Raw genomic sequence first — 16,060 nt, forward strand, 5'->3', positions numbered from 1 at the left:
TTGACGGTAGGCCGTCATGATTTGGCGAACATTTGCTTCTTAAGCTCGGCGTTGCGCTGGACGAACACTTCGTTGTGAGACGAGACCATGCCGTATGCGGCGGCGTCCGGCGTGATGTACTGCTTCGCTTTATTGACGGCGTTGGCCGCGTCCTGGAAGGCGCCTGCGATCAGATGCAGCTTGCCGTCGTGCGCCAGAATATCGCCGGCCGCGTACAGTCCCGGCACGGACGTCTCGCTCATCGGCGTGCCGTCGATGCCCCAGTCGGGACGCATGCGGACGGCGATGTCGCTCTTGTCGAGCATATCGCTGTCGCGCTCGTACCCATGGTTAATGATCACTTCGTCCACCTCGAGCTCGACCATGGAGCCGTCCTCCATGTTTTTCAGCATCACGCTGCGGATCGCGTCATGAGCCGGCGTGGCGATCAGCCTGTCGATCGAGGTATTCAGCAGGCAGACGACGGAGCCGCTGTTCAGCTTCGCGATCTCGGCTTCATGTCCCTTCAGCGTTTCCTTGCGGTACGTGAGATACACCTGCCTGGCGATCGGCTCGAGCTCGTTGGCCCAGTCGATCGCCGTATTGCCGCCGCCCGAGATGAGGACGGTCTTGTCCTTGAAGCGGGATAGGGACTTCACGGTGTAATGAAGATTGGACACTTCGAACCGGTCCGCGCCTTCGATGTCGAGCTTGGTCGGCTTCAGGATGCCGCCGCCGACGGCCAGGATCACGGTCTTGGAAAAGTGCCGCGCGCCGGATGCCGCATGCAGGACGAAGACGCCTTCCTCGTCTTGGGCGATGGACGTGACTTTTTCGCCGAGGACGACTTCCGGGTTGAAGGTGAGACCCTGCTGAATCAGCTGATGGATCAGCTGCTCGCCGGTCACCGGCGTGAGGCCGCCGACGTCCCAGATCATCTTCTCGGGATAGACGTTGACTTTGCCGCCGAGCATGGGCTGATATTCGATGAGCTTCGTTTTCATTCCCCGCAAGCCGCTATAGAATGCGGAGTACAGCCCCGCGGGGCCGCCGCCGATGATGGTGACGTCGAATACGTTCGGTTCCATATCGCGATCGTTCGCTCCTTTATGATTCGCTGTTGAGCCGGGCGGCCGTTTTCCGGCAGGGGCTCTTTTCAGCTATCGTATCATATTTTCATGAGAATGAGAATCGTTATTAATTGAAGGCCCTAGATCGATGCGATCTCGCCTTTTCTTGACATGCCGGCTCGGGCAAGGGTAAAATGAAACTCAATTGTATCAAGCCATGGATTCCATGACGGGAAGAAGTACGCCGGACCCACGTCTCCAGAGAGGATCGCCTTAGGCTGCGAGCGATCCGCCGATGACCGGACGAAAGACCTCCCCGAGAACCTCCCGCGAACGGGCGGACATGAGGCGGATCGCGCTCCACGAGAGCCGGCGCCGAGCTGTCGCTTCAGTAGCCGGCAGGCGTCCGCCGGGCGTTAACCGGTTCAAGAGCGAGCGCTATCGCCTCTGCGGTCTCCGCAGGACGAGCGTTCGAACGACGGGTGGCACCGCGGGAGCATATGCGAGCTCTCGTCCCGGTCGGCGCAGCGATGCGTCGTCCGGGCGAGGGCTTTTTTTGATGAATCTTGAGAGGGTGGTGCAGCAATGGCATTCCAGAAGCCGCCGGGCACGCAGGACTTCCTGCCGGGCGCGTCCGAGCTGTGGCAATACGTCGAGAACACCGCAAGGGAAGTCAGCCGCAGATATCGGTTCAGAGAGATCCGCACGCCGATGTTCGAAGCGACCGAGCTGTTCAGGCGCGGCGTCGGCGAGACGACGGACATCGTCGAGAAGGAGATGTATACGTTCGTAGACAAAGGCGAGCGGAGCATGACGCTGCGTCCGGAGGGCACGGCGGGCGTCGTCCGCGCTTATGTAGAGAACAAGCTGTACGGAGAGCCCGAGCTGTCCAAGCTGTATTACATCGGACCGATGTTCCGCTACGAGCGCGCGCAAGCCGGCCGTTACCGGCAGTTTCACCAGTTCGGCGTGGAGGCGATCGGCTCGGAAGAACCGTCGCTGGACGCTGAGGTCATCGCGCTGGGCTACACGTTTTACAAGGAAGTGGGACTGACCGGCGTGACCGTCGACATCAACTCGGTCGGCACGCCCGAGGTGCGCGCGGTCTACCGCGAGACGCTGCTCGGCTTCCTCCGTCCGATCAAGGATACGCTGTGCAAGGATTGCCAGTCGCGCATGGAGCGCAATCCGCTGCGCGTGCTCGACTGCAAGGTCGATCAGGACAAGTTCGAAGGCGCGCCGTCCATTCTCGACAGTCTGGACGAGGCGAGCAGCACGCACTTTGCGCTCGTGCGCCGTTACCTGGACGACATGGGCGTGCCTTACAGGGTCAACCCTAGACTCGTTCGCGGACTCGATTATTACACCCACACCGCGTTCGAGTACAAGGCGCAGGGCATCGGCGCGATCGATACGATCGGCGGCGGCGGCCGCTACAACGGCCTCGTCTCCGAGATCGGCGGCGAGGACCGGCCCGGCGTGGGCTTGGGACTCGGGCTCGAGCGCACGGTCATGCTGCTCGAGAGCCAGAATGCCAAGCCGGACTTCGGCCCGGCCGTCGACGTGTTCGTGATCGCGCTCGGCGAGCGGGCCGAGCGCGAGGCGCCCGGATTGCTCTATCGGCTGCGCGAGGCCGGCCTGTCGGTCGACAAGGACTATCAAGGCCGCAAGACGAAGACGCTGTTCAAGGCCGCCGACCGCATCGGCGCGCGCTACGCGGCCGTCATCGGCGATGACGAGCTGGAGCGGGGCGAGGTCGGGCTGAAGAACCTGAAGACGCAGGAGCAGCGGCAAGTGCCGCTCGCCGGATTGGCCGAAGCGGTACGCGCATGGAACCAACAAGACGAAGAGGGGTTAACGCAATGACGATGCTTAAAACATTTGATGCAGGCAAGCTGACGAAGGAACACGTTGGACAAACGGTTGTACTGAACGGATGGGTGCAGGGATGGCGCGACTTCGGCGGCATTCTGTTCATCGACCTCCGCGATCGCAGCGGAATCGTCCAGATCGTGTTCAATCCCGAATTTTCCGGCGATGCGCTGGAGCTCGGCGGACGCGCGCGCAACGAATACGTGCTGGCGGTGAAGGGCAAGGTCGTCGAGCGCGATCCCGAGACGGTCAACGCGAACCTGGCGACCGGCGAGATCGAGGTGCAGGTAACCGAAGTCGAGGTTATGAACAGCGCCAAGACGCCTCCTTTCCCGATCGAGGACGGAGTGGAAGTGGATGAATCCCTCCGCCTGAAGTACCGCTATCTCGACCTGCGCCGTCCGGAGATGCAGCGCACGCTGTACCTGCGCTCCAAGGCGACCAAGGTGTTCCGGGACTTCTTGGACGATCACGGCTTCCTTGACGTCGAGACGCCGATCCTGACCAAGAGCACGCCTGAGGGCGCGCGCGATTACCTCGTGCCGAGCCGCGTCCATCCGGGCGAGTTCTTCGCCCTGCCGCAGTCGCCGCAGCTGTTCAAGCAGCTGCTGATGATCGGCGGCATCGAGCGCTACTATCAGGTCGCCCGCTGCTTCCGCGACGAAGACCTGCGAGCCGACCGCCAGCCCGAGTTCACCCAGGTCGACATCGAGACTTCCTTCCTGTCGCAGGACCAGCTGCTCGGCATGATGGAGGAGCTGATGGCGCGCCTGTTCCGCGAGACGATCGGCGCCGAGATCGAGACGCCGTTCCAGCGGCTCACGTATGCGGACGCGATCCATAAGTACGGCTCGGACAAGCCGGACCTGCGCTTCGGGCTCGAGATCGAGGACGTCACCGACATCGTCAAGACGAGCGACGTTAAGGTATTCGCTTCGGTCGCAGCCGGAGGGGGCGTCGTCAAGGCGCTCAACGCCAAGGGCTGCGCGAGCTGGAGCCGCAAGGAGCTCGACGACCTGCAGCCGTTCGCCGCGCGCTACGGCGGCAAGGGCATCGCCTGGATCACGGTCAAGGACGGCGAGTGGAAGGGCCCGATCGTCAAGTTCTTCAAGCCTGAAGAGATCGCGGCGCTGACCGAGCGCCTCGGCGTAGAGGACGGAGACCTGCTCTGCTTCTCCGCCGACAAGCTCAAGACCGCAGCCGACGTCATGGGCAACCTGCGTCTCAAGGTCGGACGCGACCTCGGCCTCATCGACAACGCGAAGTTCAAGTTCCTGTGGGTCGTCGACTTCCCGCTGCTCGGCTGGGACGAAGAGGGCAAGCGCTGGGTCGCCGAGCATCACCCGTTCACCCGCCCGCGCGACGAGGACATCGCATTGTTCGACTCCGATCCGGGCGCGATCCGCGCGCAGGCGTACGATATCGTCCTGAACGGCTACGAAGTCGGCGGCGGCTCGATGCGCATCTATCGCCGCGAAGTGCAGGAGAAGATGTTCTCCGCGCTCGGCTTCACGCTTGAAGAAGCCAAGGAACGCTTCGGCTTCTTCCTCGACGCGTTCGACTACGGTACGCCTCCGCACGGCGGCATCGCCTTCGGCCTCGACCGTCTGATCATGCTGCTCACGGGCCGCACGAACCTGCGCGAGACGATCGCTTTCCCCAAGACGGCGAGCGCGACCGACCTGCTCACCGACGCGCCGTCCGGCGTAGAAAACAAGCAGCTCGAGGACCTGCACATCCGCCTGTCCGCCAAGGCGATCGCCGCCCAGGCCAAGGCAGCCGCGCCGGCCGAACAGGCTGCGGAAGACGGATCGGCGGAGCCTGCCGCCGCTAAGGAATAAACGAACCTGAAGCGCCAAGAGAGGAGCGATCCCATGCTGCACCAGTTCTCGCGCACCGAGCTAGCCATCGGACCCGAGGGACTCGAGACGCTCAAGGGAAGTACGGTCGCCGTGCTCGGAATAGGGGGCGTCGGCGGCATCGCCGCCGAGGCGCTCGCCAGATCGGGCATCGGACGCATCATTCTGATCGACAAGGACGTCGTCGACATCACGAACGTCAACCGGCAGATCCATGCGCTCACGACGACCGTCGGCCAACTGAAGGCCGAGCTGATGCGCGACCGCATCAAGCTGATCAATCCGGACTGCGACGCGATCGCGCTCAATATGTTTTATACGGAAGAGACCTACGAGGAACTGTTCAAGTATCCGCTCGACTACGTCATCGATGCTTCCGATACGATCTCTTACAAGATCCACCTTATCAAGCAGTGCCTCGAACGTCGCATCCCGATCATCTCCAGCATGGGCGCCGCGAACAAGATGGACCCGAGCCGGTTCCAGGTGGCCGACATCTCCAAGACGACTATGGATCCGATCGCGCGCGTCATCCGCACCAAGCTGCGCAAGGAAGGGATCAAGAAAGGCGTCAAAGTCGTGTTCTCCACGGAGGATCCGATCAAGCCTCGAGACGACGTGACCCAGCGCATCGTGCCGGATACGGCGCGCAAGGATATCCGCAAAGCGCAGCAGCCGCCTTCGAGCAATGCTTTCGTGCCGCCCGTGGCCGGACTCATCATGGTGAGCGTCGTTTTCCGCGAGCTGGTCGAAGCGGGCAATAAAAAGCAGTAGCGTCACGATAGGCGAAAAGCCTTCCTTTAAGCGCCCAGCGCCGAAGAGGAAGGCTTTTTCGCATTCGCTTCCGGCGGTACGGGGGAACGACGGCATGGCGGTACGGCGGATAGGCGGATTTGCGGCAAGGCGATAAGCGGCAAGACGTTACATCCGCGCGCCCATTTTGTGCGGGTGTCCCTGTCACTCCGCTGTTGTCCTTCATACACTGGATTATCCTTGTTCGTATGGAGGTGTAGAGTCATGAGCAAGCAAACATCCACGGACGAGAACGGCGTTCTTCTGACGTCTAGCTGTCGCAAGCCGAAGCCGAAGAAGCATCGCAAGCCTCGCAAGCCGTGCGGATGCAAACCGCGGCACAAGCATAAAAAGCCGCATCGCGATCCGCACAGCAGCCATCGCCATCACTCCGGAGGCGGGGCGCCGGTTCAACCCGAACCGATCCTTCCGGAAGTGGACGGACTGGGGGGCCTGGGCAGTCTAGGCGGCATCGGCTCGCTAGGCGGCCTGGAAGGCGGCCTCGGCTGGGGGGCGGAAGCCGGTCTGGGCGGTCTGGGCGGCTTAGGGGGACCGGGAGGATCCGGACCCGAGACGGGCGGAGGTCACCGCTCGCATCATCCGCATCGCTCCCGGGGAGCGTCGCAGGGCACGGCCACGACCTACAGCCGGAAAAAGCGTTAAATCGGTAAATCGGTGATTCGCCGGCGAAGCCTGGCTTCATGGCTTGAGTTGCCTCGACAATTCGATTGCTCTCCAAACTCGCTCGTGCGAGTTACCTCAATAACCGAGGTAATTCGGCAGAGAACAGGCATGCTCGGTGGGAATTGCCCCGCAAATCGAGGTAACTCGCTGCGAATGAGCGTAAGCGGTATGAGTTACCTCGAAAAGCAAGGTAATTCGATCGTCCTCCGGCGTGCCCGGTCTGAGTTAGCCGCCATCGCGCGATGGCGGTTTTTGTCGTTTCTGGCCAATCGCGTGCTTCGCCAGCCGTCACCTTCGCCATCCGCCCGAATAGGCTATGCATGACGAAGCAGGGCGAACGGCCCGAAGCGGAGGCGATGCCATGCCGATTCCCGTCAGAGTGCTGCGAATCTCGGACCGACACGCGGCCGAGCTGGAGAATAACCTGTGGAACGGACGCTTCGTTCCGGCCGCGATGGACGGCGGGCCAACGAGACCTTGGCCGGTCAGCGTCCGTTATCGGGGCGGCCATACGCGCGCATACCCGAAGCGGTCCTATGAGGTCGCGTCGCAGGAGGGTACTCGCCATTACAACGCCGAATTCGACGATCCATCGCTAATACGCAACGCATTGTCGTTCTGGTTTCTGGACCGGATCGGACTGCCGAGCCCGTCTACGCGACATGTCTTGCTCGTCCGCAACGGCGCGCGGATCGGCGTATATCTGGAGATCGAGGCGGTGGATGCGGATTTTTTTCGCAGGCGAGGGATACGGGCTTCCAGCCTCTTTTATGCGGTGAACGACCGCGCCGACTTCCGGGCGGCCCCGGGCAAGGGGCTGCTCGACGGCTACGAATACCGATTCGGCGGACGCACCGGACGGGAGCAGCTGCGTTCCTTTATCGCAGGCCTTCATCGCCGGAGATCGGCTGCGGAGACGGCCGCTTATATCGAAAAGCATATCGACGTCGACAACTATTTGCGCTGGCTGTCGGGGGCGGTGCTCACGGGCAACTACGACGGGTTTGACCAGAACTATGCGATCTATCGGCATCGCCCATCGGGACGCTGGCGGATGGCGCCCTGGGATTACGAAGGCACATGGGGGCGCAACTGCTTCGGCAAGCCCGTGAGCGCCGACCTGGTGGAGATCGGAGGATATAACGCGCTCACGCGCAAACTGCTAGGCTGTCCGCCGTTAAAAAAGCGCTACCGGGACCTGCTTCGGGCTTTGCTGCGGACCGCCTTCACGGAACGCGCGATCATGCCGCAGGCCGAAAAGCTGCATCGGGAGATCGCTCCTTACATACGCGAGGAGAGAGCCGGTCGCGGCGGGTACGCGGAGTTTCCCGACGAGTTGGGAACGATCCGGCAGTATATACGGGATCGGCGCGAGGTTCTGATTCGCGACATCAAACGGTTGTAATGCGATTGGGAAAAACGGGAACGCAGGTTCCCTTGTCACTTTCGGTCCTGCCTTCCGTCTGGTAAAATGATGAGATGGAGAAAGGCGGGAATACGAATGGATTTATTCAGCTTCGGCGAGGAGAAGCGGCCAACTGCGAGATTGCTGGCCGATCGGATGCGGCCGGAATCGCTCGATGAATATATCGGACAGGATCATATCGTGGGACCGGGCAAACTGCTGAGGAGAGCCATCGAGGGCGATGCGGTCACCTCGATCTTGCTGTTCGGACCGCCGGGATCCGGCAAGACGACGCTCGCGCATATCATCTCCAAGCGCACGGAGGGGGACTTTGTCAGGCTCAATGCGGTAGACGCCTCCGTCAAGGACGTGCGCGAGGTCATCGAGCAGGCGGAGCGCAACAAGAGCATGTACGGACGCAAGACGATCCTTTTTCTCGACGAGGTGCACCGCTTCAACAGCGCCAGGCAGGACGCACTGCTGCCCGCCGTCGAGAAGGGCATTATCGTCTTTATCGGGGCGACGACGGAAAATCCGTACCATTCGGTGAACGGCGCCCTTCTCTCGCGCTCGACGCTCTTTCGTCTGGAGGCGCTGACCAAGGCGCATTCTCTGGAAGCGATGCAGCGGGCGATCGCGGACCCCGTCAAGGGGCTCGGATTCATGAAGCTGTTCGTCGACGAAGACGCGCTGGAGCATATCGCGTCGATGGCGAACGGCGATATCAGGCGGGCGTTGACGGCGCTGGAGCTGGCGGCGGTCACGACGCCGTCCGAACCGGACGGCTCCGTGCGGTTGACGCTCGAGGTGGCGGAGGAGTCGATTCGCCAGCCTACGATTCAGGCGGACGAATCCACGCAGTACGACGTGCTTTCCGCCTTTCACAAGAGCGTGCGGGGCTCGAGCGACGCCGCGCTTTATTGGTTTCTGTACGCGGTCGAGCGGCTGGGCATGGATCCGATGACGTTCCTGCGGCGGCTCACGGTCGCGTGCAGCGAGGATATCGGGCTGGCCAACCCGCAGGCCATGGTGCAGGCGGTGAGCGCCATGGAGGCGTATCACCGGATCGGGTGGCCGGAATCCAAGTATATCGTAGCCCAGGCTATATTATTCGCGGTAGAGAGCCCCAAGTCGAATGCGATCGCCGTGACGATCGGCAAGATCGAAGCTTCGTTCGAACAGACCAAGTCGGCCGAGGTGCCGATGCATCTGCGCGACGGGCATTACGGCGGCGCCAAGAAGCTTGGACACGTGGGATACCGCTACCCGCACGATTTTCCCGGGCACTACGTGGACCAGCAATATTTGCCCGATAAGCTTAAGAGTCGCGCCTTTTACGAGGCGACAGGGCAGGGAATGGAAGAGCGGATACAGGCGAATCAGCGCAGGCGGAGAAAGAAAGAGCAGCCTTGATTCCGCTCCGCGCTCCGCAAATCGGACAAGCTGACGAGCGCGGAACGCCCCGAAACGGCCGGGATCGGTGAAATGGAGCGACTGTAGGGCATTCATGCGGCTTAGAAGCGGATTCAGCGCGAGGAGGCCCGCTTCTTCTCCCGTTTTCGGCCTCATGCTGCGTTTGACGCGGCAGCCGAACATCGACTAAGCTTAGAATATTAATCGAAGCGTTCTCTTTGCTTCAGTGCTTTTTGATATTAAAGGAGGTGCACCTGTTCTCCGCTTGGGGGGCAGGGACAATTTGGAAGGTGACCCTTTTCCGGTTGCGGTGAATTTAATTTTGATCTTTATCCTTGTGTTCCTGAACGGCTTTTTCGTCGCGGCCGAGTTTGCGATGGTCAAAGTCCGCGGCTCCCGCATCGATACGCTCGTGCAGGAGGGGAACGCCCGCGCGCGTTTTGCTTCGCATCTGACCTCGCATCTTGACGCTTATCTGTCCGCTTGCCAACTCGGGATCACCTTGGCCTCGCTAGGCCTTGGATGGATCGGCGAACCGGCGATCGCAGACACGATCGAGCCGCTGTTCGTGGCGTTTGGACTGCCCGAATCCTGGATTCATCCTCTTTCCTTCATCATCGCGTTTACGCTCATAACCGTGCTTCATATCGTGCTCGGCGAGCTCGCGCCGAAGACGCTGGCCATTCGCCAAGCGGAGAAGATCACGCTGTGGACGGCAGGTCCGCTTATTCTGTTCGCTCGCATCATGAATCCGTTTATCTGGCTGCTTAACGGCATGGCCAATCAGCTGCTTCGTCTGTTCGGAATCGCTCCGGCATCCGAGTCCTCGTCCGCGCATACGGAAGAAGAGATTCGCATCCTGATGAAGGAAAGCCACGAGAGCGGCCTCATCGACAACACCGAGCTCGCGCTAATGGACAACATTTTCGACTTCGCCGATACGACCGCCCGCGAGATCATGATCCCGCGCACGGAGATGGTATGCCTGTACGCAGCCCATCCGTTCGAAGACAACAAAGCAGTCGCGCTGAAGGAGATGCATACCCGCTATCCGCTCTGCGACGACGACAAGGACGACATTATCGGCTTCATTCATATTAAGGACCTGCTCAAGCTGCCCGATCACTCCGTCCACGATATCCGGGCGTTGGCTCGCCCGATGACGTCGGTGCCGGAGAGCATGCCGATCAGCACGCTGCTCAAGATGATGCAGAAGCGCAAGACCCAGATCGCGATCCTCATCGACGAGTACGGCGGCACGTCCGGCCTCGTCACGCTCGAGGATATCATGGAGGAGCTCGTGGGCGAGATCCAGGACGAATTCGACGAGGAGCGTCCCGACGTGGAGCGCGTCGACGAGTACACCTTTTCGGTGAGCGGCATGGTGTTGATCGACGACGTCAATTCGGAGTTCGGCCTGGATATCCCGTCGGACGACTACGACACGATCGGCGGCTGGATCTACTCGCAGATCGAGATTCCTCCGCGCAAGTACCAGACGATCGAGCTGGAATCCGGATACCGCTTCGTCGTCATGGAGATCGACAACCTGCGGGTATCCAGGATTTCCATCATTCGGCCGGAGGCCTACGAAGGCAATTCGCCCTTGCAGGCGGCATCCGGATAATTATAAGAATGCCAGTTTTATGGATGATTTGAATATCGATTTCGATCGTCGGCAGCTATACGAACGCCGCCCGCTCTCCATATGGGGAGCGGGCGGCGTTTTTTGAGTTCGCCGATAGGGGAACGAGCGTAGGGGAGTGAATCGCGAGCATCTGCGATCGGGAATAACGGCGGATCATTGCCGCATTGCCGTAGGCTTACGATCCGGGCTTGCGCAGATGCACGAGCATGAATCCCGCCGCTGCGATCAGGGCCGAGACGGCGCCGGCGCGGAACACGGTCGCCAATCCGTAAGCATCGAACAAGGCGCCGCCGACCATGCCGGCGAACAGCCCCGCGATGCCGGTCCACACGACGCTGAACAGCGCTTGTCCGGAGGAGCGGTACTCGTCGGACACGATCGATTGCATGTAACGAAGCGCCGTAATGTAGTAGATGCCGAACGTCACGCTGTGCATAGCCTGAACGGCGATGAATCCGGCTGGCTCGTGTATGATACTGATGAGTCCTAGCCTGACCGCATACAGCAGGCTGGCGATCGCGAGCAGCGGGATCTCCTTGAAGCGGTTGCCGTACCGCGCGAGCAGGAAGAACACGGGAATCTCGCTCGCAGCCGAGGCGAGCCAAGCATATCCGATCAAGTCGTCGCTCGCGCCCAGCTCGCGCATGGCCACGCCGAGGAAGCCCTCGTTCATGCGGTGGGCGACCGATACGAACGCCACGAGCAGGAAGAACATCAGCGTGTCGCCGCGCTTGACGATATCCAGCAGGCCGCCGAAGCGGAACTTTCCGACCTTGGACTGGAAGTCCGCCAGGCCGAGCGAGATGAGCAGCGATCCGCATACGGTGCCGAGCGCCAGCCACAGTGTCCAATCCGAGGTTGTCTGCTTCAGGACATACCCGAATATGAGCGAGCATAACGCGAAGCCGAGCGAGCCGAACATCCGAATGGAGGCGAAACTGCGGTTCATCGTGCTGGCGGCGAGCAGCGACATGCTGTCCATCATCGCGTTGACCGGCGTTTGGAACAAGTACAAGAGCGCCATGAGCAGCGAGATATGCACGAATTCTTTTTGCGGGAGCAGAAGGGCGAGCGCGACGATCTGACCGATGAAGATCAGGTTGAGCACGCGCCTTAGGCCCTGCGTCTTGTCGCTCACGATGCCTGCGAGCAGATTGGCGAAGATGGACATCATGGGACCGACCGAGTACACCGCGCCGATCTGCAGCTTCGTGAAGCCGAGGTCGTAGAAATACAAAGGGAAAAACGATGCGATCAGCGTCTGCGTGGCGTAGTTGAAAAAGTGGAGGCTGCGCAAAATGGTTAATTGGGACGAAAAGAAGTTCGGACGTTTCAATTTGTCGCATCCTTTCCCGGCATGGCCGCTAACGTATCTATGGCTTCTGATTTCACGGCGCGTCTGAACAGCCAATACAGCAGGCTCAGCTCTGCGATCATGCCTCCCGATTGGGCGAGGGCGCCGAGAATGCCTGTCCATTCCGGCAGCGATAGCGTCAGGAAGACGATGAGCGCCGTCGTCACGATCGCGTTGCCCGTCTGGGAGCCGAACATCAGCTTCGTCTGGCCCTTGGACAGGATGATGCCGTTCAGCGTATCGAGCCATGGGAAGATCAGGACGAAGGGGATGAATCCGCGCAGCGCGATCATGCTCTCCGCGAGCAGCCTGCCCTCCACGCCGAGCAGATTCGCCAGCATCCATTCGCCGGCAGGCGTGAACGCGAACGCCGAGAGCAAGAGGGCCGGCGTAAATCCGATCAGCAGCACGAAGCGCCGGACCTGACGCGGATCGGTTCGATAGAACTGCAGCGCGATCTGGTGGAAGTACGTGAAGAAGCCCAGGCATAGATTGGTCAGACTGCCCGCCACCGCGAATGAAGAGATGGACAGCGTGCCCCTATCCGTATTGCCGAGCAAGGCATTCAAGATGGGAGGCACCCATACGACGATAAAGGAGGAAAACAGGAGCGGATTGTAAAATCGCATGATCTGCCTCGGGCTCCTCACCTCGCATTCGGGCGATTCCGTCGGCAGCTTGCGCGCGAGGTTCCTGCCTTCGAGCCAGCTGACGAACGCTTCGATCATCATGCCGAACACGAAAATGATCGCCCCTTGCGTGGAGCTGGTGACGCCGATATGTTGGATGTACTGCGCCATGAGGAACATCCCGCCAAGGCGGAACACCATGCCGATGGTCAGCCAGCGCGTTCTCATTTTATAAATGATGACGCCTTGATACAGGCAGCGGATGCCGGAGAAGATGCTGAGGAACATGAGGACGTGATAGACGTTGACTGCGGCGTCCGCCACCTCGCGCTCGGCGCCGTACGCCCCTGCGAAGACCAGCGTCCCGACGGGCGTATAACTGATCATCGCGCCGAAGGCGAGCGAGGCGCCGAATACGATGAAGGCCACCTTCAGGATCGCCCGGTACGAGACGCGGTCCCGGACGAGGGCGGAGCATGTCTCCCGGAACAGCACCGCGGGCCGCTCGCTGACCGTCAGCAGGCTCATGGCAGTCGCGTATCCGGCGATGACGAGTTCGGGATCGTCGGCCCGGGCCAGCGTGCCGTTGATGATGACGTGCGACAGGTTGATCAGCACGGCGGAAACGCCGAGGGGAATGAAAAACAAAAAAAGCGTCCGAAGCGATACGCGGTCGTGATGTTCAGGCAAAGAGGTTCATCTCCCATTCGAGCTACTCGGATATTATAGCAGTGTTAGGGCCGGAGCGGGCCGTTTTCAATACTTTTTCACTGGATTTAGCCTCTGTGAAATGATAAATTATATAAGATGCAAGGCAGGGCTGGATGTGGTGATTCAAGTTAAAGCAGACGATGCTTGGTTAGAAACCCAGTTCGTATGGGATGGTAGACTCGGCATTCCGCTGCCTCGGTTCGTAGTGCCCTGGGACGAGATGGACGCGGAAAAGCGGGCGGCCGTCGTCGAGCGGTGGGAAGCCGTCCGCGGACGCATACCGGATGCGATCATGGCGCGAGAGGCCGATATCCGGCGCATGCTGGACGATATGTTCGAGGAAGAGGACTTCGGCCGGTGCTGCTCGCTGAACGGAGAGATCGCCGAAGCCGCGAGCGTCATCCACGACCTGCAGATCTGGTACCGCACGCAGCAGGATCTTGAAGAAGAAGACATCAAGCGGCACGGTTAACGGACCGCTGGGATGCATGGAGGTACCACGTGAGAGATGAACGATGGCTGGCGCGGACGTCTCCGCGCGGCCCGATCTCGCTGATGGTCCGCGTATATAGGTATATCTTGCCTGAAGTGAAGACGGCGCTGGACGGATGGAAGGAACGGGCGAGCCGTATTCCGGACCCGGAGCTGCGCAAGCAAGCCTTGGCTAGCATCGCTTCCAAGAAGTTTCACTGTCAGGGGGGCGCCGTCTACGCGGCAGCGAATCTCGGCAAGAGGGACGTGCTCATTCCTCTCATCGTGGCGCTGCAGACGATCAGCGATTACTTGGACAATCTGTGCGACAGAAGCACATCGCTCGATCCGGCGGATTTCAGGCTGCTCCACGAGAGCATGCTGGACGCCGTAACGCCCGGGGCGCCGCTTCGCAATTATTATGCGCTGCGCCAGGAGCAGGACGACGGAGGCTACCTGGCGGCGCTCGTCGCTATGTGCCAGGATTGCGCGGAGCGGCTGCCTGCATACGGCTCGGTTCAGATGCATGTCCGGGAGCTCGTATCCCTGTACGGCGATCTGCAGGTGTACAAGCATATCGCGCACGACCGGAGAGAAGAAGCGCTCTTAACCTGGTGGGCGGAGCACGCGCCGCGCTATCCCGGCCTGCTGTGGAACGAGTTCGCGGCCGCGACCGGTTCCACGCTCGGGATGTTCATGCTTTTCTTGGCCGCAAGCGAAAAGGAGCAGTCGCCCGGAACGGGACGCGAGATCGCGGAGTGCTACTTTCCTTCGATCAACGGGCTTCATATTTTGCTCGATTATCTCATCGACCAGGCCGAGGACGAACAGGGCGGCGATCTTAATTTTTGCAGCTATTACGCCGATCAGCAGCAGATGAACGAGCGGCTGCTGCGCATGGTCCGAAGCGCCCGCGCATCGGCGGACCGCCTCCCGGCGTCCGGATTCCACCGGATGATCGTAGAGGGGCTGGTCGCGCTGTACTTGTCCGATCCGAAGGTCAAGGGACAGCGCCGGGTACGGCAGACGGCCAAGCAGCTCATGAAGGGCAGTCCTTGGACGCGGTTGTTTTTCTGGCTCAACAGCCATCTCATACGCAAAGCGATGTAACAGCAAAGGGGAAGAAGACGATGGGAGCAGTTCAAAAAATCGCCGTACTAACGAGCGGCGGAGATTCTCAGGGAATGAATGCGGCCGTGCGGGCGGTGGTCCGCAGCGCGCTGTTCCGGGGGCTGGAAGTATACGGCGTACAACGCGGATATCAGGGATTGCTGAACGAAGACCTACGCCAGATGGATCTGCGTAGCGTGGGCGACATTATCCAGCGCGGAGGCACGATTCTGCAGACCGCCAGGTGCAAAGAGTTTCTGACGCCCGAAGGCCAACAGCGCGGGGCGGACGTGCTGCGCAAGCACGGCATCGACGGATTGGTCGTCATCGGCGGCGACGGCTCCTATCAGGGCGCCAATAAGCTGAGCAAGCTCGGGATTAAGACGATGGGCCTGCCGGGCACGATCGACAACGATATTCCGTTTACCGACTTCACGATCGGCTTCGATACGGCGACCAGCATCGTCGTCGACGCGATCAACAAGCTTCGGGACACGATGACCTCGCACGAGCGCTCCTCGGTCGTCGAGGTCATGGGCCGCCATTGCGGCGACATCGCCCTCTATGCCGGCCTTGCGAGCGGCGCGGAGTCGATCCTTGTGCCGGAAGTGCCGTTCGATATTCGCGAGATCTCGCAGCGCATGCGCGAGAACTTCCAGAACGGCAAGCGCCACAGTATCGTCATTGTCGCGGAGGGCGTCTGCGGCGGCGAAGAGATCGCTCGCCAGATCACCGAGCATAGCGGCATCGAGCCGCGCGTGACGGTGCTTGGCCATATTCAGCGCGGCGGTTCACCCACGCACAACGACCGGATCCTCGCGAGCCGTCTTGGCGACTTCGCCGTCGAGCGCCTCGAGGCCGGCGATTCGGCCAAGGCTTGCGGTCTCGTCAAGGGACAGCTCGTCACGACGGACATCGACACGGTGGTGTCCACCAAGAAGGCGTTCAACATGGACCTGTATAACTTGGCGATCCGTCTCGCGCAATAAAGCTTATCGTAACAGAAGAAGACCCTCCGGCCGCAACGGCCTGGAGGGTCTTCGGTTATAATGGGGCAAGAATA

13 protein-coding genes are annotated in these 16,060 nt (G+C 60.8%); 10 read left to right on the forward strand and 3 right to left on the reverse strand.

Annotated features, from left to right (window positions below; all coding sequences use genetic code 11):
* Window positions 1–14: 14 nt before the first annotated feature.
* Window positions 15–1,067, reverse strand: coding sequence for an NAD(P)/FAD-dependent oxidoreductase (locus PQG80_RS18325; RefSeq protein WP_271752885.1), 1,053 nt, complete (start codon window positions 1,065–1,067; stop codon window positions 15–17).
* Window positions 1,068–1,634: 567 nt separating this feature from the next.
* Between PQG80_RS18325 and hisS the strand changes: the two genes are divergently transcribed.
* From hisS to PQG80_RS18360, 7 genes are all read left to right on the forward strand, one after another.
* Window positions 1,635–2,915 carry a histidine--tRNA ligase gene (gene hisS / locus PQG80_RS18330; protein WP_271752886.1) on the forward strand — a complete coding sequence of 427 codons (1,281 nt, stop codon included), beginning with the start codon at window positions 1,635–1,637 and terminating at the stop codon, window positions 2,913–2,915.
* Between the two features lie 2 nt (window positions 2,916–2,917).
* Entirely contained in the window at window positions 2,918–4,762 is a 1,845-nt protein-coding gene (gene aspS, locus PQG80_RS18335; protein WP_271752915.1) for an aspartate--tRNA ligase, read from the forward strand.
* 33 nt (window positions 4,763–4,795) lie between these two features.
* Entirely contained in the window at window positions 4,796–5,554 is a 759-nt protein-coding gene (locus tag PQG80_RS18340) for a tRNA threonylcarbamoyladenosine dehydratase (protein ID WP_271752887.1), read from the forward strand.
* Window positions 5,555–5,797: 243 nt separating this feature from the next.
* A complete protein-coding gene (locus PQG80_RS18345) occupies window positions 5,798–6,235 on the forward strand; it encodes a hypothetical protein (RefSeq protein ID WP_271752888.1) in 438 nt (145 codons plus the stop codon).
* Between the two features lie 382 nt (window positions 6,236–6,617).
* The gene (locus PQG80_RS18350) at window positions 6,618–7,661 is read left to right on the forward strand and encodes a CotH kinase family protein (protein WP_271752889.1); all 1,044 of its coding nucleotides are present in this window, start codon (window positions 6,618–6,620) and stop codon (window positions 7,659–7,661) included.
* Window positions 7,662–7,757: 96 nt separating this feature from the next.
* Window positions 7,758–9,074: a replication-associated recombination protein A gene (locus PQG80_RS18355; RefSeq protein ID WP_271752890.1), complete on the forward strand. Its 1,317-nt coding sequence runs from the start codon at window positions 7,758–7,760 to the stop codon at window positions 9,072–9,074.
* A 322-nt stretch (window positions 9,075–9,396) separates the two neighbouring features.
* Complete coding sequence (locus PQG80_RS18360; RefSeq protein ID WP_271752891.1) at window positions 9,397–10,701, forward strand: hemolysin family protein; 1,305 nt, start codon at window positions 9,397–9,399, stop codon at window positions 10,699–10,701.
* 196 nt (window positions 10,702–10,897) lie between these two features.
* Here PQG80_RS18360 and PQG80_RS18365 read toward each other — a convergent pair whose 3' ends face one another.
* Window positions 10,898–12,058, reverse strand: coding sequence for an MFS transporter (locus tag PQG80_RS18365; RefSeq protein ID WP_271752892.1), 1,161 nt, complete (start codon window positions 12,056–12,058; stop codon window positions 10,898–10,900).
* Entirely contained in the window at window positions 12,055–13,395 is a 1,341-nt protein-coding gene (locus PQG80_RS18370) for a multi antimicrobial extrusion protein MatE (RefSeq protein WP_271752893.1), read from the reverse strand. The genes PQG80_RS18365 and PQG80_RS18370 overlap by 4 nt, the downstream gene beginning before the upstream one ends.
* A gap of 139 nt (window positions 13,396–13,534) precedes the next feature.
* Between PQG80_RS18370 and PQG80_RS18375 the strand changes: the two genes are divergently transcribed.
* From PQG80_RS18375 to pfkA, 3 genes are all read left to right on the forward strand, one after another.
* Complete coding sequence (locus PQG80_RS18375; RefSeq protein ID WP_271752894.1) at window positions 13,535–13,888, forward strand: hypothetical protein; 354 nt, start codon at window positions 13,535–13,537, stop codon at window positions 13,886–13,888.
* Window positions 13,889–13,971: 83 nt separating this feature from the next.
* Window positions 13,972–14,997: a tetraprenyl-beta-curcumene synthase family protein gene (locus PQG80_RS18380; RefSeq protein ID WP_271752916.1), complete on the forward strand. Its 1,026-nt coding sequence runs from the start codon at window positions 13,972–13,974 to the stop codon at window positions 14,995–14,997.
* 20 nt (window positions 14,998–15,017) lie between these two features.
* Window positions 15,018–15,986 (forward strand): 6-phosphofructokinase, encoded by a 969-nt coding sequence (pfkA, locus tag PQG80_RS18385; RefSeq protein WP_271752895.1) that lies wholly within the window; start codon window positions 15,018–15,020, stop codon window positions 15,984–15,986.
* Window positions 15,987–16,060 lie beyond the last annotated feature (74 nt).

Origin of the sequence: Cohnella rhizoplanae, assembly GCF_948329515.1 — a bacterium.
Taxonomy (GTDB): domain Bacteria; phylum Bacillota; class Bacilli; order Paenibacillales; family Paenibacillaceae; genus Cohnella; species Cohnella rhizoplanae.